Origin of the sequence: Cellulomonas cellasea (genome assembly GCF_030372105.1) — a bacterium.
In the GTDB taxonomy this organism is placed as follows: domain Bacteria; phylum Actinomycetota; class Actinomycetes; order Actinomycetales; family Cellulomonadaceae; genus Cellulomonas_A; species Cellulomonas_A cellasea_A.
In genome coordinates, this window is the sequence record NZ_JAUDBQ010000009.1 from 106,469 (window position 1) to 129,398 (window position 22,930).

At 70.1% G+C, this 22,930-nt stretch carries 23 protein-coding genes and 1 tRNA gene; 12 read left to right on the forward strand and 12 right to left on the reverse strand.

Annotation, left to right across the window (positions count from 1 at the left end):
* Window positions 1-113: 113 nt before the first annotated feature.
* The 4 genes from QUV83_RS10245 to QUV83_RS10260 form a co-directional block, all read right to left on the reverse strand.
* On the reverse strand, window positions 114-1,520 hold the full coding sequence (locus tag QUV83_RS10245) for a hypothetical protein (RefSeq protein WP_289564406.1): 1,407 nt from the start codon (window positions 1,518-1,520) through the stop codon (window positions 114-116).
* Between the two features lie 368 nt (window positions 1,521-1,888).
* Window positions 1,889-2,593 carry a hypothetical protein gene (locus QUV83_RS10250; protein WP_289564408.1) on the reverse strand — a complete coding sequence of 235 codons (705 nt, stop codon included), beginning with the start codon at window positions 2,591-2,593 and terminating at the stop codon, window positions 1,889-1,891.
* Complete coding sequence (locus QUV83_RS10255) at window positions 2,590-2,955, reverse strand: hypothetical protein (protein WP_289564409.1); 366 nt, start codon at window positions 2,953-2,955, stop codon at window positions 2,590-2,592. The genes QUV83_RS10250 and QUV83_RS10255 overlap by 4 nt, the downstream gene beginning before the upstream one ends.
* On the reverse strand, window positions 2,952-3,323 hold the full coding sequence (locus QUV83_RS10260) for a hypothetical protein (RefSeq protein ID WP_289564411.1): 372 nt from the start codon (window positions 3,321-3,323) through the stop codon (window positions 2,952-2,954). The genes QUV83_RS10255 and QUV83_RS10260 overlap by 4 nt, the downstream gene beginning before the upstream one ends.
* Window positions 3,324-3,568: 245 nt before the next feature.
* Here QUV83_RS10260 and QUV83_RS10265 point away from each other — a divergent pair, with 245 nt between their 5' ends.
* Window positions 3,569-3,844 carry a helix-turn-helix domain-containing protein gene (locus tag QUV83_RS10265; RefSeq protein WP_289564413.1) on the forward strand — a complete coding sequence of 92 codons (276 nt, stop codon included), beginning with the start codon at window positions 3,569-3,571 and terminating at the stop codon, window positions 3,842-3,844.
* Here the strand turns inward: QUV83_RS10265 and QUV83_RS10270 are convergent.
* Entirely contained in the window at window positions 3,833-4,318 is a 486-nt protein-coding gene (locus QUV83_RS10270) for a hypothetical protein (protein WP_289564414.1), read from the reverse strand. The genes QUV83_RS10265 and QUV83_RS10270 overlap by 12 nt on opposite strands.
* Window positions 4,319-4,944: 626 nt before the next feature.
* Between QUV83_RS10270 and QUV83_RS10275 the strand changes: the two genes are divergently transcribed.
* Entirely contained in the window at window positions 4,945-5,715 is a 771-nt protein-coding gene (locus QUV83_RS10275; RefSeq protein ID WP_289564417.1) for a hypothetical protein, read from the forward strand.
* Window positions 5,712-7,637 (forward strand): hypothetical protein, encoded by a 1,926-nt coding sequence (locus tag QUV83_RS10280; protein ID WP_289564418.1) that lies wholly within the window; start codon window positions 5,712-5,714, stop codon window positions 7,635-7,637. Before QUV83_RS10275 ends, QUV83_RS10280 begins: the two co-directional genes overlap by 4 nt.
* Window positions 7,638-7,890: 253 nt before the next feature.
* On the opposite strand, the gene QUV83_RS10285 is transcribed toward QUV83_RS10280, so the two are convergent.
* Window positions 7,891-7,973 (reverse strand) — tRNA-Leu (locus QUV83_RS10285).
* 370 nt (window positions 7,974-8,343) lie between these two features.
* On the opposite strand from QUV83_RS10285, the gene QUV83_RS10290 reads away from it, so the two are divergent.
* From QUV83_RS10290 to pknB, 7 genes are read left to right on the forward strand one after another with little or no spacing between them, the layout of a single operon-like run.
* Window positions 8,344-9,054, forward strand: a complete 711-nt coding sequence (locus QUV83_RS10290; RefSeq protein WP_289564419.1) for an FhaA domain-containing protein — start codon at window positions 8,344-8,346, stop codon at window positions 9,052-9,054.
* A 9-nt stretch (window positions 9,055-9,063) separates the two neighbouring features.
* Window positions 9,064-9,564, forward strand: a complete 501-nt coding sequence (locus tag QUV83_RS10295; RefSeq protein WP_289564430.1) for an FHA domain-containing protein FhaB/FipA — start codon at window positions 9,064-9,066, stop codon at window positions 9,562-9,564.
* A gap of 6 nt (window positions 9,565-9,570) precedes the next feature.
* The gene (locus tag QUV83_RS10300) at window positions 9,571-10,869 is read left to right on the forward strand and encodes a Stp1/IreP family PP2C-type Ser/Thr phosphatase (RefSeq protein WP_289564431.1); all 1,299 of its coding nucleotides are present in this window, start codon (window positions 9,571-9,573) and stop codon (window positions 10,867-10,869) included.
* Window positions 10,869-12,377: an FtsW/RodA/SpoVE family cell cycle protein gene (locus tag QUV83_RS10305; protein ID WP_289564433.1), complete on the forward strand. Its 1,509-nt coding sequence runs from the start codon at window positions 10,869-10,871 to the stop codon at window positions 12,375-12,377. Before QUV83_RS10300 ends, QUV83_RS10305 begins: the two co-directional genes overlap by 1 nt.
* Window positions 12,374-13,834, forward strand: a complete 1,461-nt coding sequence (locus tag QUV83_RS10310; RefSeq protein ID WP_289564435.1) for a peptidoglycan D,D-transpeptidase FtsI family protein — start codon at window positions 12,374-12,376, stop codon at window positions 13,832-13,834. Before QUV83_RS10305 ends, QUV83_RS10310 begins: the two co-directional genes overlap by 4 nt.
* On the forward strand, window positions 13,831-15,198 hold the full coding sequence (locus tag QUV83_RS10315; RefSeq protein WP_289564437.1) for a serine/threonine-protein kinase: 1,368 nt from the start codon (window positions 13,831-13,833) through the stop codon (window positions 15,196-15,198). Before QUV83_RS10310 ends, QUV83_RS10315 begins: the two co-directional genes overlap by 4 nt.
* Before the next feature lie 2 nt (window positions 15,199-15,200).
* Entirely contained in the window at window positions 15,201-17,231 is a 2,031-nt protein-coding gene (pknB, locus tag QUV83_RS10320; RefSeq protein ID WP_289564439.1) for a Stk1 family PASTA domain-containing Ser/Thr kinase, read from the forward strand.
* 111 nt (window positions 17,232-17,342) lie between these two features.
* On the opposite strand, the gene QUV83_RS10325 is transcribed toward pknB, so the two are convergent.
* From QUV83_RS10325 to QUV83_RS10340, 4 genes are read right to left on the reverse strand one after another with little or no spacing between them, the layout of a single operon-like run.
* Window positions 17,343-17,978: an aminodeoxychorismate/anthranilate synthase component II gene (locus QUV83_RS10325; protein WP_066583258.1), complete on the reverse strand. Its 636-nt coding sequence runs from the start codon at window positions 17,976-17,978 to the stop codon at window positions 17,343-17,345.
* A gap of 1 nt (window position 17,979) precedes the next feature.
* The gene (locus tag QUV83_RS10330) at window positions 17,980-18,138 is read right to left on the reverse strand and encodes a hypothetical protein (protein WP_289564440.1); all 159 of its coding nucleotides are present in this window, start codon (window positions 18,136-18,138) and stop codon (window positions 17,980-17,982) included.
* The gene (locus tag QUV83_RS10335; protein ID WP_289564441.1) at window positions 18,138-18,920 is read right to left on the reverse strand and encodes a class E sortase; all 783 of its coding nucleotides are present in this window, start codon (window positions 18,918-18,920) and stop codon (window positions 18,138-18,140) included. The genes QUV83_RS10330 and QUV83_RS10335 overlap by 1 nt, the downstream gene beginning before the upstream one ends.
* Window positions 18,917-19,738, reverse strand: coding sequence for a DUF881 domain-containing protein (locus QUV83_RS10340; RefSeq protein ID WP_289564442.1), 822 nt, complete (start codon window positions 19,736-19,738; stop codon window positions 18,917-18,919). Before QUV83_RS10340 ends, QUV83_RS10335 begins: the two co-directional genes overlap by 4 nt.
* A 104-nt stretch (window positions 19,739-19,842) precedes the next feature.
* On the opposite strand from QUV83_RS10340, the gene QUV83_RS10345 reads away from it, so the two are divergent.
* Window positions 19,843-20,091, forward strand: coding sequence for a cell division protein CrgA (locus tag QUV83_RS10345; RefSeq protein ID WP_289564443.1), 249 nt, complete (start codon window positions 19,843-19,845; stop codon window positions 20,089-20,091).
* A 240-nt stretch (window positions 20,092-20,331) separates the two neighbouring features.
* Here QUV83_RS10345 and QUV83_RS10350 read toward each other — a convergent pair whose 3' ends face one another.
* Both QUV83_RS10350 and QUV83_RS10355 read right to left on the reverse strand, forming a co-directional pair.
* Window positions 20,332-21,177, reverse strand: a complete 846-nt coding sequence (locus QUV83_RS10350; RefSeq protein ID WP_289564444.1) for a rhomboid family intramembrane serine protease — start codon at window positions 21,175-21,177, stop codon at window positions 20,332-20,334.
* 19 nt (window positions 21,178-21,196) lie between these two features.
* Window positions 21,197-21,736, reverse strand: coding sequence for a peptidylprolyl isomerase (locus QUV83_RS10355; protein ID WP_066583275.1), 540 nt, complete (start codon window positions 21,734-21,736; stop codon window positions 21,197-21,199).
* Between the two features lie 119 nt (window positions 21,737-21,855).
* Here QUV83_RS10355 and QUV83_RS10360 point away from each other — a divergent pair, with 119 nt between their 5' ends.
* Window positions 21,856-22,761 carry a hypothetical protein gene (locus QUV83_RS10360; protein ID WP_289564445.1) on the forward strand — a complete coding sequence of 302 codons (906 nt, stop codon included), beginning with the start codon at window positions 21,856-21,858 and terminating at the stop codon, window positions 22,759-22,761.
* The last annotated feature ends 169 nt before the right edge of the window (window positions 22,762-22,930 follow it).

Consider the following 22,930-nt stretch of genomic DNA (forward strand, 5'->3'; position numbering starts at 1 on the left):
AGTCTCCCCAGTCATGACGCAGTCGAACACATGTTGCAGCTTGCCGCAGTTGAGCGTAGCTTGCAAGTCTGCCGCGCCGCGCGGGCAGTGCATGCGCTCCGTAAGCACATCTGCTACAGGTCGTACCCCCGGTCCCAGATGTGATGCGCCACCTGCCAGTTTCCGGCGTCCGCGACTCGGGCCTTGAACTTGTCATTCCGCGCGACAGTGCCCTCCCACCGAGGTTGGGCGTCCTGCCGCAGCCAGCCGGACAGGATGGCAGCGTCGAGGTCGACGAGGTCCTCGATCCAGACAGCGCGCAACTCCAGCGGTGTGAAGGACGCCTTCCTCGGTCTGCTACGGCCGGTGCTCGGGACGTACTCACGCACCTTCCTGCCCGCACGGTTCCCAAGGTCCTTGTGCCAGTCCTTGAACTCACCCGTGGTGTCGAAGCCTGACAGGCCCTCGGCGACCAGGAACCCCAGTCCCTGGAGCTCGACGCACTCGCGCATGGCCCGGGCGTCATTGAGCCAGCAGACCGCGTCGCCCGAGTCACGGTACGGCTCACCGTCGGGAAGCATGACTCGCATCGCAGTGTGGGCCTTCGCGTCCCACACCCGGGTCGCCGACGCGTAGTCGAACACCGTGCTTCCGAAGCGGACCTGCGGGCCACCCACCGGCGGCGTCGGGTACGCCTCGTTGAGCACCTCACGGACCTTCTCCTCGAAATAGAACCCAGCCCACTCCATCTGGCGCCACTGGGTTGAGCCGCTTTCGCGCATCTCCAAGACCGCTTCGCGACCGTCCCAGTGGCTCGGAAGCCCCCGGCCCAGGACGGCGACGAGGGCAGCACCTTCCTCGTGTGCTGTCGCCCAGCCCGCTGACGCGACGCGTGCTCGCCGCTCGGCACCCGCGAGGATGAGGTTGAGCCCGTCCAGCGTGATGCTCGCCCCTGTGGATCCTGCGCTGGCCAGCCAAGGGACCCCGAAGGCGTCACACAGGGCGGCGGCCAGTTCGTGCTTCGTCAGCCGCATGTCGAGGAGTTGGGGGGCTAACCGCCTCGCGAGGTCCTTCAGGGTCCATGTGTGCTCCTTGCCGCCAGGGCCGAGCATGTCCCACGGCACTCCTGCCAGGTCGCACATGCGGTTCACGGCCTCCTGCTTGCTACGTGCGGGCCGGAAGCCCGGAAACGCCAAAAGGACCTCGGTGGCGGAGGCGTCATCGACCCGCCTCTCCCGCGAGAGGCGTTCCAGGCTCTGTGTCGCACCTCTGAGCAGGTTGTTCATCCCGGTGAGAGTGACCTGCAGGTCGACGTAGTCCCGCCCAGCTCGCCACGAGAGGCCGAACTCCTCTGCGATCCTCTCGCCGAGGACGGCGTTCACCTCGACAAGGTCGACGTCCAGCCCAAGACCCGTCGCGAGCGCCACCAGTGCACGCTTCGGACCACGTGTCCCCGCGTCCGCCGATCGGCTCAGTGCGAACATACGTGCGGATGCCTCTGGCAGCGTCTCGGCAGGGTTGAATGTCCGGTCCTCGTCCACACCGGCACCCTCTCAGGACGAGGGCCGAGTAGCAGTTAGCCGCGGCGGGCGAGGGACAGCTTCACCCGACCAGCCTCGAAGTTGATGTCGCGCGTGCACTTCCGCGCTACGGCCAGCGCGGCGGTGCCTTCTTCGTCACTCAACGGTTCCGCCGCCCTCTGAGACGCTGTCGATCGACACGATCGGGGTGGTCCGACGGAGGGTCAGCACCACGCGAGGGTCGAGCGGATCGATAACCAGGTGCATGTCTTTACCCACCTTCACTCCGTCGTGAACATAGCCGTCGTCCTGGCACCCGAGCGCGTCGTGACGCGCCAGCAGCTGGCGGTGCTCGCCGGGTCAACGTGCGTCGTCGTCACCGTCCGGCCTCAGTCGTCGTCGCCGTCGGCCTCAACGGTCTCGGTCGGATCGGGGACTTCCCGGATGCGGGCATCTCGAGGCGCAAGCAGGCGCAGGGCGTCATGGGCGTATCCCGCCGCGTCGAAAGTCCCGGTGTGCCAGTGCGCCCAGTAGATGGCGGTGAGCGAAGCGAGGCACTCCTGCCGCAGCGACCACCAGTCCCACGCGACGATCACCGCGACCCGCTCACCGTCTTCGGTCAGCACGATCCGGTCCCACAACGCGACCCGGGGTCGCAGCTCGTCCCACCGCCCGACGGCCTCCTCCATGGTCATGATCAGCTGCCGAGCGTCGTCATCGCGGAAGTCATCCAACGTGATCTCGTTTTCGTCGGCCGGGGCGAGCGGGTGCCGGTCACGGTGCTCACGCATCAAGGCATCGACCGCGGCCTCGAATCCTCGCGTCAGGACTTCCATGCCGACCTCGGGCCCGAGGTCGACCTCCCCGACGAGGAACCGTGCGTCGCCGGTCAGCGTCACCCCCGCGGGTACGCCCGGGTCGCGCTCCGAGGTCCGGGGCGGCTGCATCAGCCCGGCCTTGAACATCCGGTCGATCTGGGCCTGCGAGAACGGGATCCCAGGCTGGCCATGCTCTTCGAACTCGATCACGGCGGACTCGGCCATCTCCACGCGGGTCGGCAGCGACCTCAGCCACGGGCGCTCGGCGGTAGTCACAGCCGGCCGTCCTGCGGGAAGCGCGGCAACGCCGCGAGGTCTTCAGCCTCGACGTGGTCGATCGACGTCACCCGCCGCTGAATCCAGTACCCGAAGTCGGCACCGTTGGGGTCCCAGTCGAACAAGTACTCGTGCCGGTCCCCGACCCGGATCACGCCCAGGTCAGAGTGGAAGATCGACTTCACAGACACCAGCGGGACCCACCTGCCATCGCCAGGCCCAGGCGATGACGCCGGCCCCGCCAGGCGCAGCAGCAGCATCGAGTCCGCGTTGACGAAGTAGACGGTCTCGCTGGACGACCGGATCACCCACACCCCGGACACATCGGCCAAGACGAGTTCTTCGCGGTGTGCGGCGTTCACATGAGGCTCCGAGGCTTGATCCAACGGGCGGGCTCTTCCCACGGCTCGGGAATGGGGTCGTCGCGCACGGCGATGCTTGCCTCAAGGTCCGGGGTCCTGCCGGGCTGGTACTCCAGAGCAATCCGGGCGGCGGACTCGGACCCGTACCGCCACCCACGGCGACACTCGCCGCGGGTGCGGATCTGGCCGGTGCCGGCGATCACGACGATGGCGAACGCCCAGATCGTCACCGCGACCGGCTGCGCGGCGAGCAGCGACGCGATCCCGCCGAAGAGCCCGAGGATCGCGATCAGGTAACCGGGTGCCCACCACGCGACCTGGGCCACGACGTCCCGGTAGCGGGTGGGTATGGGGGTGCTCGCACGCATGGTGACGTCCTCGTCTCGAGGTGGAGCGCGGCGTGTCCTGTGCGGCCCGGTGGGTCGGGACTGTCGCCAACGAGGCGACCGACTCGACTCAGAGTACGCATGCTTGATGCTTCGTCAAGCGCACGGAACGTCAAGACCCTCGTAGATCCGCCCGGAATCTGCCGTACGTCTATACGGTGCGGGATGTGAGTGGGGCGACTCAGAGTCCGTCGACCCAGAGACCACTTGTGTCTACCGTCGAGCAGGTGCCCGTGCCCCCCCGTGAGCAAGCCCAGCGCCAGTCATTTGGTGCCAGCTTGCGCCTGATCAGGGCAAACGCCGGCCTCACGCAGGAAGAACTCGCGCATGCCGCCGGCCTGGACCGGACCTACATCGGCAGTGTCGAAAACGGTCGCCGGAACATCTCACTCAAGGCCATGTGGCAACTCGCGGATGCCCTCGCCGTCTCTCCGCGGGCGTTCTTCCCGGTCCGAGAGGACGACCTCGACGCACAGCGGAGCTTCATGGCGTCAGGATCGTGACCCAGCTCCAGGATCCTGACGGGTCTGCGCCGGCCGTCCGGCGGGACGACGAGCGCCCTTCTCGCGCACGGCCACGGTTGTACGCCGCTCGCCCTTGAGGCTCCGCACGACGTCCTCAAGGTTGGTACTCGACCTGGCGACCCGCGTCCGGGCCTCGACTACCTGCCGCTTGGCCCCTTGGGTCAACCCCGGGATGTCATGCGAAAGCATCCTGGTCGCAATGTCCAGATCCCGGTTGAGGTGCTCCAATACGTTGATGACGTCGGGAGACACATAGACCCTGTCCACGCGCACCCGCTCGGGGACGTACGTGCTCTCGCCCGACGCGCGGCCGGCCTTCTTCGCCTTCCAGTTCGCCTGATACCAGCGACGGTAGGCGGATCGGTGGGCGTCGCACCGCTCACCCTTGGCGGCGATGCGCTGGCCGAACCCCCAGCAGTCGACGCACATGTTCGCAGGAACGGCTGTCGACAAGAGTCACCCTTCGGGTGGAGAGTAGTCCTCGCCCCGGAGGGCGGTGGTGGCCGGTATTGACCGTCCTAGTGGCCCCAGAATACTCCGTGATGACCCACTGTGTAGACGTGGTGCAAGAGGACGGTCGACCGTTGTCGACAGGGAATCGGCCGATCCCGGCGATTCCGTCGGTCTGATCCGAACGATTGGTAGGTGTGCGGAACACGCCGCGCCCCGGGCCCTGTCCCGGTCAACCAGATCGCTGTACCGAGGTCCAGGCAAGCAAAAAGCGCCACCCGCAGGTGACGCTCTCGCTGGCCGAGGAGTTCCCGCTCCCGGGCCGAGGTCCCGCTTCAAGGAGTCCTCGTTGTCGACTCTAGACCGGCGCGCCCACGGCACGCCAGAGTTCCCTGCGCCCGCTGGCGCGGTCTTGATCGCTGCAGTGGCGGTGAGCGCCCGTGGCTAGGCGCTCGACGCCGAAGAAGTCCGCGCGAACCCCGGTCACGCACGAGTTGATTGAGCACCGCATAGTCACTTACCGCCCGAAGGGTGTCGTCACGCCGGAGCAGTGGGTCACGATCGAGCAGGACGTGCGCGCCACGACTCGGCGATATGCGCCGGAGTCGCTTTCGGCGGTGTATCTGACGATGCGCGCAGTCACGATGTACTACCTGTGGGCGATCGGGCAGCACTTGCCGCTCGACGTCGAGCGTCTGTTCGCTGAGGAGAACGTCGAGCGGTTCTCCGAGACGGGGATGAACCACCTCGGGGAGCACTCGCAGGCGTCGTATCGGTCGGCGCTGCGCCGCATCGGCCGCACGGTGACCACGAAGGCGCCGTGGGCTCCGGAGCCGAAGCGCAAGAAGCGCTCGACGCTCGCAGACCCGTACGGGCGCCCGGACCTGGCGTGGCTGTGGGAGATCTGTCTGACGCAGCGCTCGGAAGTCCGTCGCCGTGCCGGCGTGGCAACAATGGCGTTGTGCCATGGCGCGGGCCTCGCTGGAGCGGAGTTCTCCGTCCTGCCGGGCTCCAGCATCGAGTTGATCGACGGGGTCGCCGTCGTCCACATCCCCGGAGCCCATGCCCGGGAAGTACCGGTGCTGCCGCAGTACGCCGACGAGCTCGTGCGCCTGTCGCTGGACTACTGGGACCGTCCGATGTTCTCCGACCGGACTCCGTCGAGGAACTGGACGTCGAACGTCCTCAGTCAGCTGGAACTGCCGACCAGTGCACCCCGGTTGGTGCCGTCGCGTCTCCGGACCACGTGGATGGTCGAGCTGTCCACGGCGGGGCTGCGAGTCTCCGAGCTGCAGCACCTGGCCGGGGTGAAGACGTTGACGGGCTGGGAGGACTTCTCAAAATTCGTTCCCCTCCGCGACCCTGCGGTGCTGCGCCGGCTGATCGGTGGTGGCGTATGACCGCCCCGCTGCTGCTGGCTCCGCTGCCCAAGCACGTCGTTGAGGCGTGCGACCTGTCGCTGGCCCAGGCGACGAAGGTCGCGGAGGCGATCGTCGACACCACGGGTCTCGCGCACGCGTTCGAGTTCTCACTCACGGCCCGGACGGGCGCGCCACGGCAGGTGTCGTGGCGGACGCTGCTGGTCGTGTTCCTGACCGCTGGCATCCGAGGCGGTGACATGCACCTGACGTTGGTGCAGAAGGTCGCCGCGGAGATGCTCCGTGACGGGCTGCTGCCCGCGAAGGTGTCGTACTGCCAGCTGTGGGACAACCTCGACCACTTCACCACGGCCATGGATGCCGGCACGGTCGTCTCCGCGCACAACCACGAGTTCGACGTGAACCGAGTGACAGGCGAGCTCGCCGATTGCCCGGCCGGGTGCACGGGCGGTCGGACGATCACCCGCGAGCTGTTCGCCGCGCTGCTGCTGCAGGCGTCGGCGTTCCCCGCCGGGATACACCCGTCCACGACGGTGTTCGCTTTGGACTCCACGGACAAGGAGACGTGGGCGGCCCGCCGGTCCTGGGACAACCTCCCTGACATCGACCGATCGTCCGGTGCTGTCCACCCGAAGGACGAGGGCGAGAAAGTCGAGTCGCATGACTCGTTCACCACCCCGGGCTGGCCGCTCCTCGGGTACGACGGCCGCGCCCAACACACGGTCGACACGGACGCACGCGAGGGCTACCGGTCGGGCAAGAACCTGCGCCGCAAGGAGGTGTTCATCGGGTTCGACGAGCACATCGTCACGCAGGTCCCGGAGTTCGGTGCGGGCGAGCTCCCGCACACCGCACTGAGCTTGGTGACGGCGCCGGCCGGGTCGGACAAGGCCGCGGCCGGCATCCTCGCCCTGGACGCGCTACGAAACGTCGGGTACGAGGTGTGTGAGCTGCTCTCCGACCGCGGGTACACGTACCTGGCCGCCGAGAAGTGGGCGAACGCCCTGCGTGCGCGTGGCGTGAAGCAGACTTTCGACCTCCACAAGAACCAGCGCGCCGTCCGACCAGGCCCGGTCATGGGATCCATCTGGGTCGACGGTGGCCTGTTCTCCGACGCGCTTCCGCAGCATCTGCGCAACCTGCCCGGGTTCCGTCTGGGCATCTCGCTCGAGGACAAGATCGCCCTGCAGGCGAAGTACAACGAGCGCATCCCGTACTCCTTCGTCCCGTTCGGTGAAGTCGGCACCGCTCGTGGCACGCAGCGGTGGCGCGGCCCGGCGCTGCGCCGCCTGGTCCGGTGCGTCAACAACCCCGAGTCGATGCGCCTGGGCTACGACCGCCCGACCACCAGCTGCAAGGCGGCGTACACCGAACCGACCACCGGGAAGACCGTCGTCCCGTGCGGGTGCAGCAAGACCGTCACCGTGTCCTTCGACGACTACGCCCGCGAACGTCAGGACGAACTGTTCGGCACGACGGACTGGGCCGCGTCCTACGGGCGACGTACCGCGATCGAAGCGCTCAACTCCGAGCTCCGGACCCACCGCGGCATGAACTTCCGCCGCGACTGGTGCCGCGTCCGCGGCGCCGCACGCACGCATGCCCTTGTGACGTTCGGGCTAGTCGGCGTGAACGTCCGCATGCTCCGCGACTGGTACACGATGCGCGGCCAGGCCGACCCGTGGATGGTCGCCATTGGCGACACGACCGACCCGGACTTCTCCGCCATCCACGCTCGCCGCACCCCCCCACCCCGCAAGCGAGCGCTGCACGTGCGCGTCACCATCGGCGACATCCCTCGGCGCACCGAACCCCGACGCCGCTACCCGCTCGTCGCCAAGCACCACCGCGACGCGGCCAACATCCCCGTCCCGGCGGAGCCCGACGCCGCCGCAGCCAACCGCGACACCACCGCGGACACTCCGCCCGACCAGCCCGGCTAGACCTCACCGGCGGCGGGGGCAACCACCCGCACGAACTGAACAGCACCACCAGCACAGCCCGCTGATCACCACGGTCAGCGGGCTCATCGGCATGCGCCCGCAAGCGCCATCGGACCCACGCGTCAGCATCTGAGCACGCCAGCGTGCTAGTAAAACCGCAGGTCAGGCCGACAAACAAGAAACCCCCGGCCGGAGTCACTCCGACCAGGGGTTACCTGAACTGCTCTGCCTGTCCTAGACGAACAAGCCCACGTGCGCGAGGGGGGATTTGAACCCCCACGCCCTTTCGGACACTGGCACCTGAAGCCAGCGCGTCTGCCGTTCCGCCACTCGCGCGTGCTGCAGAACATTATCACGATGCGGAGGGCCCTCTGATCACCCCCCGGGAGGCCCCGGACCACCAGCCCGTCTCGCTCCGTGGCGACGGGTTTCGGAGCCCCGGCCCTGGTCGGAGCGGTGGCGCGCCCGGGGTGCAGGCGGCTCTCAGGTTGGGCGGTGATCCTTGTCGCATGAGACTGACGTGCAGGTCATCACGTCGGCGATCGGGACATAGGGGGACACCTGCGCACAGCCCGCACGCCGCGGCGACCGGCGCTAGCGCACGACGCGGGCGCCAAGTGCCAGGCGAACGAGGGTTCTGGGCGGTGTCCGTGGATACGATCAAGCCCGACGACCAGCGTAGGAGCACCTGAAGGGAGGTGGAGGCGTGGGCATCCTCGACAAGTTCGAGCACTCTGTGGAGCGCGTGGTGAACAACGCCTTCGCCAAGGCGTTCCGTTCTGAGGTGAAGCCCGTCGAGCTCGCGAGCGCGTTGCGCCGTGAGGTGGACGATCGTGCTGCGGTGGTGGATCGCGACCGGACGGTCATCCCGAACGAGTTCACCATCGAGCTGTCCCCTGCTGACTATGAGCAGGTGGAGGCATGGGGCTCGGAGGCGCTGGCTGATGAGCTGGCGGCGAATGTCACGGAGCACGCGGCGAGCCAGCGGTACGCGTTCGTGGGCCCGGTGACTGTGACGTTCTTGGAGCATGAGGACCTGGAGACGGGCCGGTTCCGGGTGCGCAGCGCCACCATCCGCGGCGCGGTGGCCCCGGCGACCACGTCGGCGCCGAGCCCGCGGCATCCGCTGGTGGACATCGACGGCCAGCGGTATCTGCTGACGGGCCCGGTGACGGTGATCGGCCGGGGTTCCGAGGCGGACATCATCGTGGACGACCCGGGCGTCTCCCGTCGGCACCTGGAGATCCGGGTGACGCCGGAGGGCGTGGTGGCCAGCGACTTGGGCTCGACGAACGGGTTGTTCGTGGAGGGCCATCAGGTCCCGGCGGCGACGCTGCTCGACGGCAACACCCTCACGATCGGCCGCACCCGCATCATGTTCTGGACAGGCGAGTCGTCCGATGAGCTGGACGAGTGATCGGCCCGCATGAGTGAGCTGACGGTCACGTTGCTGCGCGTGGGGTACTTGGTGCTCCTGTGGGTGTTCGTGCTGTCCGCGATCAGCGTGCTGCGCCGCGACTTGTACGGCACCAAGATCGTCGACCGGCGTGTCCGGTCCTCCCGTCAGCCGGCTGCGGTGAGCGCGGGCGGTGATGCGCCTCGCGTGGTGACCCCGTCCCGTGGCCGTGGGTCCGCCGGCCCGACGCGGCTGGTGGTGACTGAGGGCCCGTTGCGCGGCACGACGCTGCCGTTGGGCACGTCGTCGGTGCTGATCGGACGGGCGCCGTCGTGCACGCTCGTGCTGGATGACGACTACTCGTCGTCGCGGCATGCCCGGATCTTCCCCCAGGGCGACCAGTGGTGGGTGGAGGATTTGGGCTCCACCAACGGCACTTTCCTCGGTGACCAGCGCGTCGACCAGCCCACTCCCGTGCCACCAGGTATGCAGGTGCGCGTGGGTCAGAGCGTGCTCGAGCTGCAGAGGTAGCCCCCGGTGTCTATCGCGCTGCGTTATGCGGCCAGGTCCGACGTCGGGCTGGTCCGCTCCAACAACCAGGACTCCGCCTACGCGGGGCCGCACCTGCTGGTGGTCGCGGACGGCATGGGCGGCCATGCGGGCGGCGATGTGGCGTCGTCGGTGGCGATCGCCGCGCTGGCGCCGTTGGACGGCGAGTCCCATGGGCCCGACGACGCGCTCGACGAGTTGGAGCGCGCGTTGGAGGCGGCGCGGGACGAGATTGTGGCGCGCACCCACTCCGACCCCGATCTGGCCGGGATGGGCACCACCGTCACGGCGATCCTGCGGGCGGGCAACAAGCTGGCGATGGTGCACCTGGGCGACTCGCGCGGCTATCTGCTCCGTGATGGCGCGTTGTCGCAGGTCACCACGGACCACACCTTTGTGCAGCACCTGGTGAACACCGGCAAGATCACCGCCGAGGAGGCGGAGCACCACCCGCAGCGCTCGGTGGTGATGCGGGTGCTGGGCGATTTCGAGCCCGATGTCGCCCCCGACTTGTCGGTGCGCGAGGCGCGCCCGGGCGACCGGTGGCTGCTGTGCTCGGACGGGCTGTCCGGGTTCGTCAGCGCCGAGACCATCGCCGACACGATGCGCTCGCTCGAGGATGTCGACGCGTGCGCGGACCGCCTGGTGCAGCTCGCGCTGCGCGCGGGCGGCGGGGACAACGTGACGGTCATCGTCGCGGACGTGGTCGAGTTGGACGACGTGCCCGACGGCACCGGTCCCTCGACGGCGGCCAGCGTCGTCGGCTCCGCGGCCTCGACCCGGCACCGCCCCACGGCGGCCGCCGACGGCCCCGCGGCGCGTGCGGCCACCCTCAGCAAGCAGGCGGCGGCAGCGGCTGCCCGTGACGGCGACGAGGGCCACTCCGGCCCCGACCTCGACCCCGACGACGAGGACGCGCACCTCGACGACGACCCGGTGGACCCGGTCCGCCGGCGCCGGCGCCGCGTGGTGGGCTCCCTGTTCAGCGTGCTGCTGATCGGCCTGCTCGCGGGCGCCGGGTACCTCGGGTACCGCTGGACGCAGACGCAGTACTACGTGGGCGTCACCGACGATGTCGTGACGATCTACCGGGGCATCCCGCAGACCATCGGCCCCATCAAGCTGTCCACCGCGCTGGAGAGCTCCTCGACGCACGTCAAGGAGCTGCCCGCGTACGTGCGCGACCGCCTGGACCAGACCATCCCCGCTGACTCGCTCGAGGACGCGCGCGACCGCGTGCGCAAGCTCGAGGACGACGCCCGCACAGCCTCGGTGGCGACCGGCTGATGGCCACCGTCCAGCCGCACCGCGTCCGGCCGGGCAGGGGTATCGAGCTCGGCCTCCTCGCCCTCGCCCTCGCGATCGGCATCGCCGCGTACGCCCTGGTCGGCATCGGCGTGACGGGCGAGGTGCCGGCGGATGTCGTCGGGTACGGCATCGGCATGACGGTCCTGGGCTTGGGCCTGCATGTCGTGCTGAGGTGGCGCGCGCCGTATGCGGACCCCGTGATCATGCCGGCGGTCATGGCGCTCAACGGCATCGGCCTGGCGATGATCTACCGGCTCGACCTCGCCGAGGACGCGTCGTTCGCGACCCGCCAGCTCGGCTGGACGGCTGTGTCGGTGGTGCTCGCCGGCGCGGTGATCGTGCTGCTGCGGGATCACCGCACACTGCGCCGGTACACGTACACCGCGATGATCGCCGGCCTCGTGCTGGTGGTGCTGCCGCTGGTGCCGGGCCTGGGCGCGCAGATCAACGGCGCGAACATCTGGATCCGCCTCGGCCCGTTCTCGTTGCAGCCCGCCGAGCTCGCCAAGATCGCGCTGGCCATCTTCTTCGCCGGGTACCTGGTGACCAACCGGGACACGTTGGCGCTGGCCGGCCCCAAGGTGCTGGGCCTGCAACTCCCCCGCATCCGCGACCTGGGGCCCATCATCATCGCGTGGGCGGCGTCGCTGGCCGTCCTGGTCTCCGAGCGCGACTTGGGCACCTCGCTGCTGTTCTTCGGGTTGTTCGTCGCGATGCTGTACGTCGCCACCGAGCGGCTGAGCTGGGTGCTCATCGGCCTGAGCATGTTCGTCGTCGGCGCGGGCGTCGCCGCCACCACGTTCCCGCACGTCGGGGCCCGTTTCGACGTGTGGCTCAACGCCTTGGACAACGACATCTACGCCCGGGCGCCCGGCGGTTCATTCCAGCTTGTGGGCGGGCTGTTCGGCCTGGCCAGCGGCGGGCTGTTCGGCACCGGCTGGGGCGCCGGCCGCCCTGACCTGGTCCCCTACGCGGAGTCCGACTTCATCGTGGCGTCGCTCGGCGAGGAGCTGGGCCTGACGGGCGTCCTCGCGATCCTGCTGGTGTACCTGGTGCTCGCGGAGCGCGGCATGCGCACCGCCATCGGCGTGCGGGACGGCTTCGGCAAGCTCCTGGCGGGCGGCCTCGCGTTCGTCGTCGCGTTCCAGTGCTTCGTGGTGGTGGGTGGGATCACCCGGATCATCCCGCTCACGGGCCTGACCACGCCGTTCCTCGCCTACGGTGGGTCCTCTCTGCTCGCCAACTGGATCATCGTCGCGCTGCTGCTGCGTATCTCGGATGACGCCCGTCGTCCCGCGGCTGCGGTGCGGGGACCGCAGAGCGGACCTCCCGCCACCCCGCCGCAGGGCTCCCCGAGCCCGATCAGGGTGGGCGGGTCGACGAGCCCGGCGCGGCCGCCACTGTCCGCGCGCGACGCGGGCACGCCCGGCGCGTCGGACACCCGGCCCACCGAACGGATCGACGAGATGCGAGGTGATGACGCATGAACACCCCTCTGCGACGTCTGTCGCTGGTCGTCGTGACGATGTTCCTCGCGTTGATGGTCGGCACCTCCTGGGTGCAGTTCGTGCAGGCCGACGCGTTGAACAACGACTCCCGCAACGTGCGGACGCTGTACCGCGAGTTCGGCAACCCGCGTGGCCCGATCATCGTGGCCGGCACACCCATCGCGTGGTCGGAGCCGGTGGACGACGCGTTCGGGTACCAGCGCATCTACGCCCCCGGCGCGATGTACTCCAACGTCACGGGGTTCTACTCGATCGTCAACGGCCGCACGGGCATCGAGTCGGCCGAGAACGACGTGCTGACCGGCAGCTCCGACTCGCTGTTCCTCAGCCGCATCCAGGACCTCATCACCGGCAAGCAGCCGCAGGGCTCGTCGGTGGAGCTCACGTTGAACCCGGCGGCGCAGCAGGCGGCGTGGGACGCGCTGGGCGACCAGGTGGGCGCCGTGGTGGCCCTCGACCCGACCACGGGCGCCGTGCTGGCCCTCGTCTCGACGCCGGGCTTCGACCCGAACTCGCTGGCCACGCATGACACCGCGGCGGCCAGCACCGCGTACAAGGATCTCAACGCCGCCGCGAACGACCCGCTGGTGGACAAGGCGATCAGCGGCAAGACGTACCCGCCGGGGTCCACGTTCAAGCTGGTCACGGCCGCTGCGGCCCTGGAGAGCGGCCAGTACTCCGCCGACACCGTTCTCGCGGCCCCTGACGTGTTGTCGCTGCCGCAGACCACCGCCACGATCGGCAACTACGGTGGCGCGTCCTGCGGCTCGGGCGGCCAGACGACCCTGTCCGACGCGCTGCGCGTGTCCTGCAACACCGCGTTCGCGCAGCTCGGCATGGACCTGGGCGCCGACGCGCTCCGCGAGCAGGCGGAGAAGTTCGGCTTCTCCACCCCGCTGAGCATCCCGATGAAGGTCACCGAGAGCTACTTCCCGCCGAATGAGGACCTCGACCCGGCGAAGCTCGCCAAGTCGGCGATCGGCCAGCAGGACGTGCGGACCACCCCCATGCAGATGGCGATGGTCTCCGCGGCGATCGCCAACGGCGGCAAGGTCATGACGCCGTACACGGTGGCCACGGTCCGCACCGCCGACTTGGACGTCATCTCCGAGACCGAGCCGTCGGTGTTCTCCACGGCCATCTCCGCCGGGACCGCCTCGACGCTGCGGGACATGATGGTCTCCGTCGTGGACAGCGGCACCGGCACCGCCGCGAAGATCCCCGGCGTGCAGGTCGCGGGCAAGACGGGCACCGCGGAGACCACCGCCGAGCAGTCGCCGCACGCCTGGTTCACCGGCTTCGCCCCGGCGAACGACCCGAAGGTCGCCGTCGCGGTGATCGTCGAGCACGGCGGCAGCACCGGCAACGAGGCCACCGGCGGCAAGGTGGCGGCGCCCATCGCCAAGGCAGTCATGCAGGCGGTGCTGGGCCAATGAGGCCGACGACGGGCACGATGCTCGGCGAGCGCTACCGCCTGGTGCGGGAGATCGCCGTGGGCGGCATGGGCGAGGTCTGGGTGGGGCATGACGACGCCCTGGCCCGCGACGTGGCCGTCAAAGTGCTGCGCGAGGAGTTCGCGGGCGACCCCGGGTTCATCAAGCGGTTCCGCACTGAGGCCCGCAACTCCGCGTCGCTCTCCCATCAGAACATCGCCCAGCTCTACGACTACGGCGAGCAGGAGGGGTCGGCGTTCCTCGTCATGGAGCTCGTCCTCGGCGAGCCCATGAGCGACCTGCTCGAGCGCGAGCCCGTGCTGCCCATGCAGCGGCTGCTGCGGATCCTCGCGCAGACCTCGCGCGCGCTGCACGCCGCGCATGTGGCCGGTGTGGTGCACCGTGACGTGAAGCCGGGCAACATCCTGCTCGGCCGTGCCGGGCGCGTGAAGATCACCGACTTCGGGGTGTCGCTGGCCACCAACCAGGTGCCGATGACTGCCACCGGCATGGTCATGGGGACCGCGCAGTACCTCTCCCCCGAGCAGGCCGTCGGCAAGCCGGCCACCCCCGCGTCCGACCTGTACTCCCTGGGCATCGTGGCGTACGAGTCCCTCGCCGGGAACCGCCCGTTCACCGGCCCGACGGCTGTGGACATCGCCGTCGCGCATGTGAACTCGCCCGTCCCCCCGCTGCCGGCCTCCGTCGACCCGCGCCTGGCGGACATCGTCATGCGGCTGCTGTCCAAGGACCCGGCGGAGCGCCCCCGCTCGGCGGCGGCACTGGCGCGCAGCCTCGACGCGATGGTCGAGAAGACCCCGCCCACCGGCATGTCCGTGGTCGTGGCCGAGCCGGTGGCCCGGCGCCCGGAGCCGGTGGCGCATGCCGTCGAGGTCCCGGCCGCTCCGACCGGCAAGGACCCGGAGCCCGCCCTGCGATCCCGCGCGGCGGCCCGCAAGGCCGCCGAGGAGCCACCGCCCCCGTCGTACCCGCCGCGCCGCGAGCTCCGCGACGGCGCCGAGGCGCGCCGGTCCTCCGGCTCGCATCGCGCGCAGTCGAAGCCGTTGCGACGCGGCCCCCTGACCACGGGGATCCGCTTCGGGCGGCTGACCTGGCCGCTGGTGGCACTGCTCTTCCTGGTCGTCGCGGTCCTGGGGGCCGCCGTCGCGGATAGGCTCACGCGGGCCGAGCAGACGATCGGCACAGAACAGCAGGTCACAGCGACGACGACCACGCAGACCGAGGTCGCCCCGGCAGTCAGCCTGCCCGGATACCCTTCTCCGGGCCCTGACGATGGGATGATCACCGAACGCGCGCTGACCGCCACCGCGGACAGCGCCGGAACGACGACAGCTAAGGACGTCTAGTGATGGACGACGGATCCCGGATCCTCGCCGGACGATACGAGGTCGGCGAGCTCATCGGGCGCGGCGGCATGGCCGAGGTGCACATCGGGCATGACACCCGGCTCGGGCGCACCGTCGCCATCAAGGTGCTGCGCTCCGACCTCGCGCGCGACCCGTCCTTCCAGGCGCGCTTCCGCCGCGAGGCCCAGGCCGCGGCCTCCCTCAACCACCCGGCGATCGTCGCGGTGTACGACACGGGCGAGGACATCGTCACGGAGCCGTCCGGCGTCGTCGCGCACGTCCCGTTCATCGTCATGGAGTACGTCGAGGGCCACACTGTCCGCGACATCCTCCGCGACGGCAACGCGGTGCCGATCGAGGAGGCCGCGGAGATCACCGCTGGCGTCCTCTCGGCGCTCGAGTACTCCCACCACGCGGGCATCGTGCACCGCGACATCAAGCCCGCGAACGTCATGCTCACCCCGACGGGCGCGGTCAAGGTGATGGACTTCGGCATCGCGCGCGCCGTGGCCGACTCCGCCGCGACGATGACCCAGACGCAGGCCGTCATCGGCACCGCGCAGTACCTCTCCCCCGAGCAGGCTCGCGGCGAGACCGTGGACGCGCGCTCCGACCTGTACTCGACGGGCTGCCTGCTCTTCGAGCTGCTCACGGGCCGCCCGCCGTTCATCGGCGACTCCCCCGTGGCCGTCGCCTACCAGCACGTCCGCGAGGCCGCGCCCACCCCGAGCTCGATCGCCTCGGACATCCCCGAGACCCTCGACCGGATCACGCTCAAGGCCCTCGCGAAGGAGCGCGACTCGCGCTACTCCACGGCGGCGGAGTTCCGATCCGACCTGGAGGCCGCTGTGCGCGGCGGCCACGTCGGGGCGCCTCCCGTGGGCGCGCTGATGGCCGCTGGCTCCGGCGACACGACGCAGGTGATGGGCGCTGCCCCCGGCTCCACGCAGGTCATGCAGGGCGCGGCGGTCACCGCCGCCGGCACCCCGCCCTGGGGCATGACCAGCCCCGGCGGTCCCGGCTCGGGCCTGCCCGAGCAGCCCGGCGCGGACGCTGAGGACGAGGACGCTCCCAAGAAGCGCTGGCTGCTGTGGACGCTGATCGCCGTCGCCCTGGCGGCAGTCATCGGCATCGCCGCGCTGCTCATCGCCCAGAACCAAGAGGACCCGCCCGCACTGGTCACCATCCCCACCACGCTGGTCGACACCCCGGCCGATGAGGCGGTGGCGAAACTCAGCGAGTTGGGCTTGGTCCCGGTGGAAGAGTCGCAGGCCAGCGACTCGATCGCCGAGGGCAACGTCGTCGGCACCGACCCCAAGGGCGGGGAGCAGCTCGATGAGGGCTCGGAGGTCACCGTCTTCGTCTCCACCGGCTCGGACTCCGTCCAGCTCGAGAACCTCGCCGGGCTCACCCAGCAGGCGGCTCGTGAGCGACTCGACGCGCTCGGGCTCACCCTGGGCGAGTTGACCACCGCGCACAGTCCCGAGCAGGCCGCTGGGCTGGTCGTCAGCACCACTCCTCCCGCGGGCCAGTCCGTCCCCAAGGGGTCGGCGGTCGACCTCGTCGTGGCCAGTGGCAACGTCGAGCTGCCGAACCTCGTCGACATGACCCAGGCTGACGCTGAGGCGAAGCTGCTCGAGCTGAAGCTCACCCCGGTGGTCGAGGAGGAGGAGTCCGACGACGCGCCTGCCGGCACTGTCATCAGGCAGAACCGGCAGGAGGGCCTCGTCCAGCAGGGCGCCGTGGTGCGCATCACCGTGGCGACGGCCCGCGAGCTCCCGACCGTTCCCGACGGCCTCGTCGGGCTGACCTACGAGCAGGCCGCCGCGCGGCTCGACGCCGTCGGGCTGCGCGCCCAGCGCGAGAACGTCGACTCCGACGCCGCCAAGGACACCGTCATCTCGACGAATCCCGCCAAGGGCACTCAGCTCGAGGAGGGCTCCACGGTCAAGCTGAGCGTCTCCAAGGGCTCATCGGGCGGCAACAACGGCAACAACCCGACGCCCACGCCCACGCCGACCGCCAACCAGTAGCGGTCAGCGCCCACGCAGAGAGCCTGCGACCGGGGCGGAGCGAGCCGAGAGGCTCCCGCGCTGGTCGCAGGCTCTTCGTGTGCGTGGCCGCTGGTGACGGCGGCGCTCAGGTCAGGCGCGCACCAGTGGGTGCAGCCCGGCGGATCGCCCCACCGCGTCCGCGTCGCCGCAGATCTCCAGCCAGTTGGCCAGCAGCCGATGGCCGCCCTCGGTGAGCACCGACTCGGGGTGGAACTGCACGCCGTGCAGGGGCAGGGTCTTGTGCTGCAGTCCCATGATGATGGGCCCGTGCGCGGAGGCGACGGTGGCCGTCACCTCGAGCTCGTCCGGCGCCGTCTCGCCGATCACGGCCAGCGAGTGGTACCGCGTCGCGGTGAACGGCGTCGGCAGGCCGGCGAGCACCCCGGCGCCCGCGTGCTCGACCTGGCTGGTCTTGCCGTGCATCAGCTCGGGGGCGTGCGCCACAGTGCCGCCGAAGACCTCCCCGAGGGCCTGGTGGCCCAGGCACACGCCGAGCATGGGGGTGCCGGACGCGGCGCAGTCGCGGATGACCTGCATGCTCGCACCGGCCTCGGCGGGCGTGCCGGGCCCGGGGGAGATGAGCACCCCGTCGAACTCGGCGCGCTCGTCTGCGGGAGGCACGGCGTCGTTGCGGACCACGACCGTTTCCGCGCCGAGCTGTGCCAGGTAGCCCACGATCGTGTAGACGAACGAGTCGTAGTTGTCGACCACGAGGATCCGGGTCACGTCACTCCCCCACTGTCGTGTCACTGAACGGCATGTACGGCGCCACCGCGGGGAACACCCACTGGAAGCACGCCGCGAGGACGGCCACCGCCGCCACGGCCAGGATCAGGGCCCGCACGGGCGCCGGCCCTGGCAGGTGTCGCCACAACCAGGGGTACATCATGCGCCTCCGAGGAGCTCGGCGGGGGTGCCGTCCGCGACGGGCGCCCAGTAGTCCAGCACGCCGTGCACGATGTACCTCTCGCGCGCGGAGAACATCGGGTGGCAGGTGGTCAGCGTGATGGTCCGCTCGGTCGGCTCGACGCCGGGCTGCCCGGGCGCGGGGGCGATCACGTCGACGTCCTGCGGGGTGACGATGGCACTGGAGGTCGCCCGGTAGACGTACCAGGTGTCCGCGGTGCGCACGACGATCGGGTCGCCCTCCTGCAGTTCGGCCACCCTGTTGAACGGCTTGCCGTAGGTGGTCCGGTGCCCGGCGAGCGCGAAGTTGCCGACGGCGCCGGGCATGGCTGTCTCGGGGTAGTGCCCGATGCCCAGCACGTCCAGCACCGTGGGCCTGTCGACGCCCTGGCTGATGGGCCGCTCCGGCTCCCCCTCCCAGCGCGGCACCTGCAGCGTGGCGAACATGACGGCGTGGTCGGGCTCGGCGATGACGGGTGGCTCGTCGCGGCGCGGCTCGGCGATGACGGGCCCGCTGTCGTCAGTGGTCGCCGGGGGCGGCTCCCAGGGCAGGCTCTCGATGACCTCCGCTTGGGCGCGGTTCCCCTCGACGTCGGTCCACCAGAGCTGCCACACCAGGAACGCGAGCACGAGGACGCCGAGGGTGATGAGCAGCTCGCCGACGATACCGACCGCGTGGTAGACGATCTTCGACCCGCCGGACCCGCGTCGTGACGACCGGCTGTGCCGCGGGACGACTCCCGGAGCGGACGTCATGGTCATCTGTCGTCCTCGTCGCTTGTTCCGCGGGGGAGTGTCGTCTGCTTGCGGGGGGCCGCGGCGACATCGTGGGACATTACCTCGACGCCCTGGGGAACCGCAGCGTGTGCCAGGTCCGCCGGCCCCTCATACGCGGGCAGCTCCAGCGCGTCCTGGGTGGCCACCGACCAGCCCAGGCCGTAGGTGTCCACGTAGTCCTGGTACCGGTCGATGACCGGGTCCTTCGCGAGGGCGGCCTGCAGCCGGTCGGGGTCGCCGATGACCTCGATGACGTACGGCGGCGAGTACCGCAGACCATGCAGGTAGACCACGGCGCCGATGCAGCGGACCGCGCTGGTCGAGATGACGCGCTGGCCCATCAGCGTCATGGCCTCGGCCCCGCCGGCCCAGAGGGCGTTCATCACGGCCTGGATGTCCTGCTGGTGCACCACGAGGGAGTCGAGGTCGACGTTGGCGCTGGTCGACCTCGGGGGCGCGTCGTCGAGGCGGACGGTCAAGCCGGCGCCCGTGACCGGGATCTTCGCCGAGGCCACCCGCTCAGCGTCGCTGGTGGCCGGAAGCCGCAGCCCGGTGGTGCTCGTCTGCGCGTCGAGCAGGTCGGCGACTTCCGCGCGGAGGGCGACGGCCTCGTCGGTGAGGCGCTGGTTGCGGCTCTCCTCGAGTCGCGCGAGGTCGACCAGGTCGTGTGGGCGCCGCTCCTCGCTGTCCCTGGTCAGGCGCGCGTTGGCGGCGAAGAGCGCGCCGGAGAGCGCCAGCACCAGGGCCACGGAGATCGTGCCTCGCGCGACCTTGCGCGGTCGGCCCTGTGAATGGTCCGGCACGATGCTCCTTTCCCCTGATGTCGCGCACTACGCTAGGCCACATCCTCGCGGGTCGGCTTCAGCATGCCCCCGGCTCGCCCCCACGCGTGACAGGAGCAACCGACGTGCCCGAGTCGAGGCCGCGGAAGAAGCCCGCATACACCCCACCCCCCGCCAAGGCGTCGGGCCCCAAGCCGAACCCACGGTGGCTCGTCCCCGTGATGCTCGGCCTGATGCTGCTGGGCCTGGTGTGGATCGTGGTCACCAACATCTCCTCGTCGCAGTACCCGATCCCGGGGATCAGCCAGTGGAACCTCGCGATTGGGTTCGGCTTCGTGATCGCCGGATTCGGGTTGACCACCCGGTGGCACTGAGCTGACTGGTGCGACGCGTCACCCACACCGCCACCCACAGGTGTGACGCGCGTCGCCATCCACAACATGTGCGCTGACCAGGGACGACACCGCCGTTGTCCCCAGCGGTGGACAGGCCTGTGGATAACTACAGCAGTGTAATTCCACAGGTGTGAGTAACTCTGGGGAAGCACGACGAAGGCCCGGAGCCTTCGCCAGGAGCGATCCTGGGCGAAGCCTCCGGGCCTTCGTCGATCTGTGTCAGACCGCCATGTAGCGCAGCACCGAGACGAGCACCAGCAGCACGGCCATCACCGCAGTGGCGCCGATGCCCACCGTCCGCCGATGATCCCGCGGCGCGTACGCGTAGGCCGCGCCCAGGATGGCGCCCACGGCGAGCCCGCCCAGGTGCGCCTGCCAGGCGATCCCCTGCACCACGAACCCCATCACGACGTTCAGGGCCAGGATCACCAAGATCCCGCGCGCATCCCGTCCGAGCCGGCGCAGCACCACCAGCACAGCGCCGAACAGCCCGAACACCGCCCCGGACGCCCCGACCACGCCGGTGTACCAGGAGAGGGCGTCCGGCGAGGCGAGGAGCAGCACGCCCACCGATCCGCCGATCGCGCTCAACAGGTACAACGCCGCGAACCGGGCCCGGCCGAGCATCCCCTCGAGGTACGGGCCGATCATCCACAGCGCCACCATGTTGAACAGGATGTGGAACACCCCGCCGGTGGAGTGCAGGAACGCCGCCGTGAGGAACCGCCACGGCTCCACCTCGCCGATGAACGGCGCGAACGCCCAGCGGGACGTCCAGCCGGGCACCACCTGCTGCGCCACGAAGCTCGCGACACAGATCGCGATGAACGTGATCGTGACCACGGGCCGGCCCTGGCGCAGCGTGCCGCCGAGGGCCGTGCGGGTCGGACGCTGGGTCCGGGCCGCCGCGGCCACACAGTCGACGCACTGCACGCCGACCGCCGCCTGCCGCTGGCACTCCGGGCACGCCGGACGCCCGCAGCGCTGGCAGCGGACGTACGAGACGCGATCGGGGTGCCGCGGGCAGACGGGGGTGTCGACCGGCGGGGGAGTTCCGGTGCTCATGCGGGGCCGTTCAGCCTGGTCAGTCCTCGACGGTGATCGAGGAGATGACGACGTCCTCGACGGGACGGTCGCCGGGGCGGGTGGGGGTCGAGGCGATCGCGTCGACGACAGCGCGGCTCTCGTCGTCGGCGACCTTGCCAAAAATGGTGTGCTTGCCGGTGAGCCACGTGGTCGGGGCCACCGAGATGAAGAACTGCGAGCCGTTGGTGCCGGCCGGCTTGCCCGTGATCGGGTCACGGCGCAGGCCCGCGTTCGCCATCGCGAGCAGGTAGGGCTCGGTGAAGCCGAGCTCGGGGTGGATCTCATCGTCGAAGTTGTAGCCCGGGCCACCGGTTCCGGTGCCCAGCGGGTCGCCGCCCTGGATCATGAAGTTGGGGATGACCCGGTGGAAGATGACGCCGTTGTACAGGGGGTCGGTGCGCTCGGCACCGGTCTTCGGGTCCTTCCACGCCTGGGTCCCGGTCGCCAGCCCGGTGAAGTTCTTCACCGTCTTGGGGGCGTGGTTCGGGAAGAGCTCGATCCGGATGTCACCGGCGGTCGTGTGCAGCGTCGCGAACATGGCGACATTCTCCCATGACAGATCGGGTGTGACCGGATGTCGACCCTGCGCCGCGGAGCACCTGGTGGCAGAGTGTGGGGTCAGCAAACCGTCAACCGTGATCGTTGGGGAGTGCAGCCATGAGCTTCAGCATCCGTCGTCCGAATCTCGAGTCGATCGACACCGGTCGACTCAAGGGCCAGGCCGCCGACGTCGGCTCCTCCCTGTCTGACGCCGGGAGCCACGCCGCCGATCGCGCGACGGTGCTGGCCGCGCAGGCCGCCGACGCCGCCTCTCAGGCGATGGAGTGGACCACGCCGAAGGTCGAGGCCGCCATCGAGTGGCTGCGCCCCCGCGTCGAACACCTCTACCAGGAGAGCGTGAAGGCCGCCGCCCCCCGCGTTGAGAAGGCCGCTGACAAGGCAGCCCCGGCCATCGACACGGCGCATGACAAGCTCGTCGACGAGATCCTGCCCCGGCTGGTGGCCGCGGTGAACGAGGCCGCGGTCCGCGCAGGCGCCGCTGTCGAGAGCGCCGCCGACCAGGTCGCCGCCGCCCCTGCGGCCGTCTCGGCCGCCGCCGCGGCGAAGACCCACAAGAAGCACACCGGCGCGAAGGTCTTCTGGATCTTCGCGGCCATCGCCGGCGCGGGCGCCGCGTTCGCGGCCTGGAACAAGTCGCGCGTCACCACGGACCCGTGGGCCGAGCCGTGGGAGCCGACCTCGGAGCCGCTGTCGGGCACGGGAGCCCTGCGCGAGCGGGCGCATGAGGCGCGCGAGGAGATCAACGAGGTCGTGGGCGACGCCGCCGAGGCGCTGGGCGAGGCTGCCGGCGTCACCGTGGCGAAGAGCCGTGAGGCCACCCGCAAGGCCGCCGACAAGGTCAGCGCCGCCGCCGATGACCTGCAGGAGCGTGCCGCTGAGGCGCGTGAGGCCACCAAGCGCGCCACGACGCGCCGCTCGGCGGCGAAGTCCACGGACGAGCCCGCCGCGGACGCCTCCACCGAGTCGGCTGCCGCCGAGGAGGACAAGCCCCGCGAGATCTGAGCGTGGCGTGACTGCCACGCAGCACAGGCACGGCCCGAGCAGCCCTCGGACCGGGCCTGTCGTGTATGCCTAATCGCTTCACTCGTTGACCCCGCGCGCTTCGCGTCTAGACGATGCGCGAGGCGGCCGACTCCTTCGGGAGTCGGGCGGGCGCATCGTCGCGCCCCGT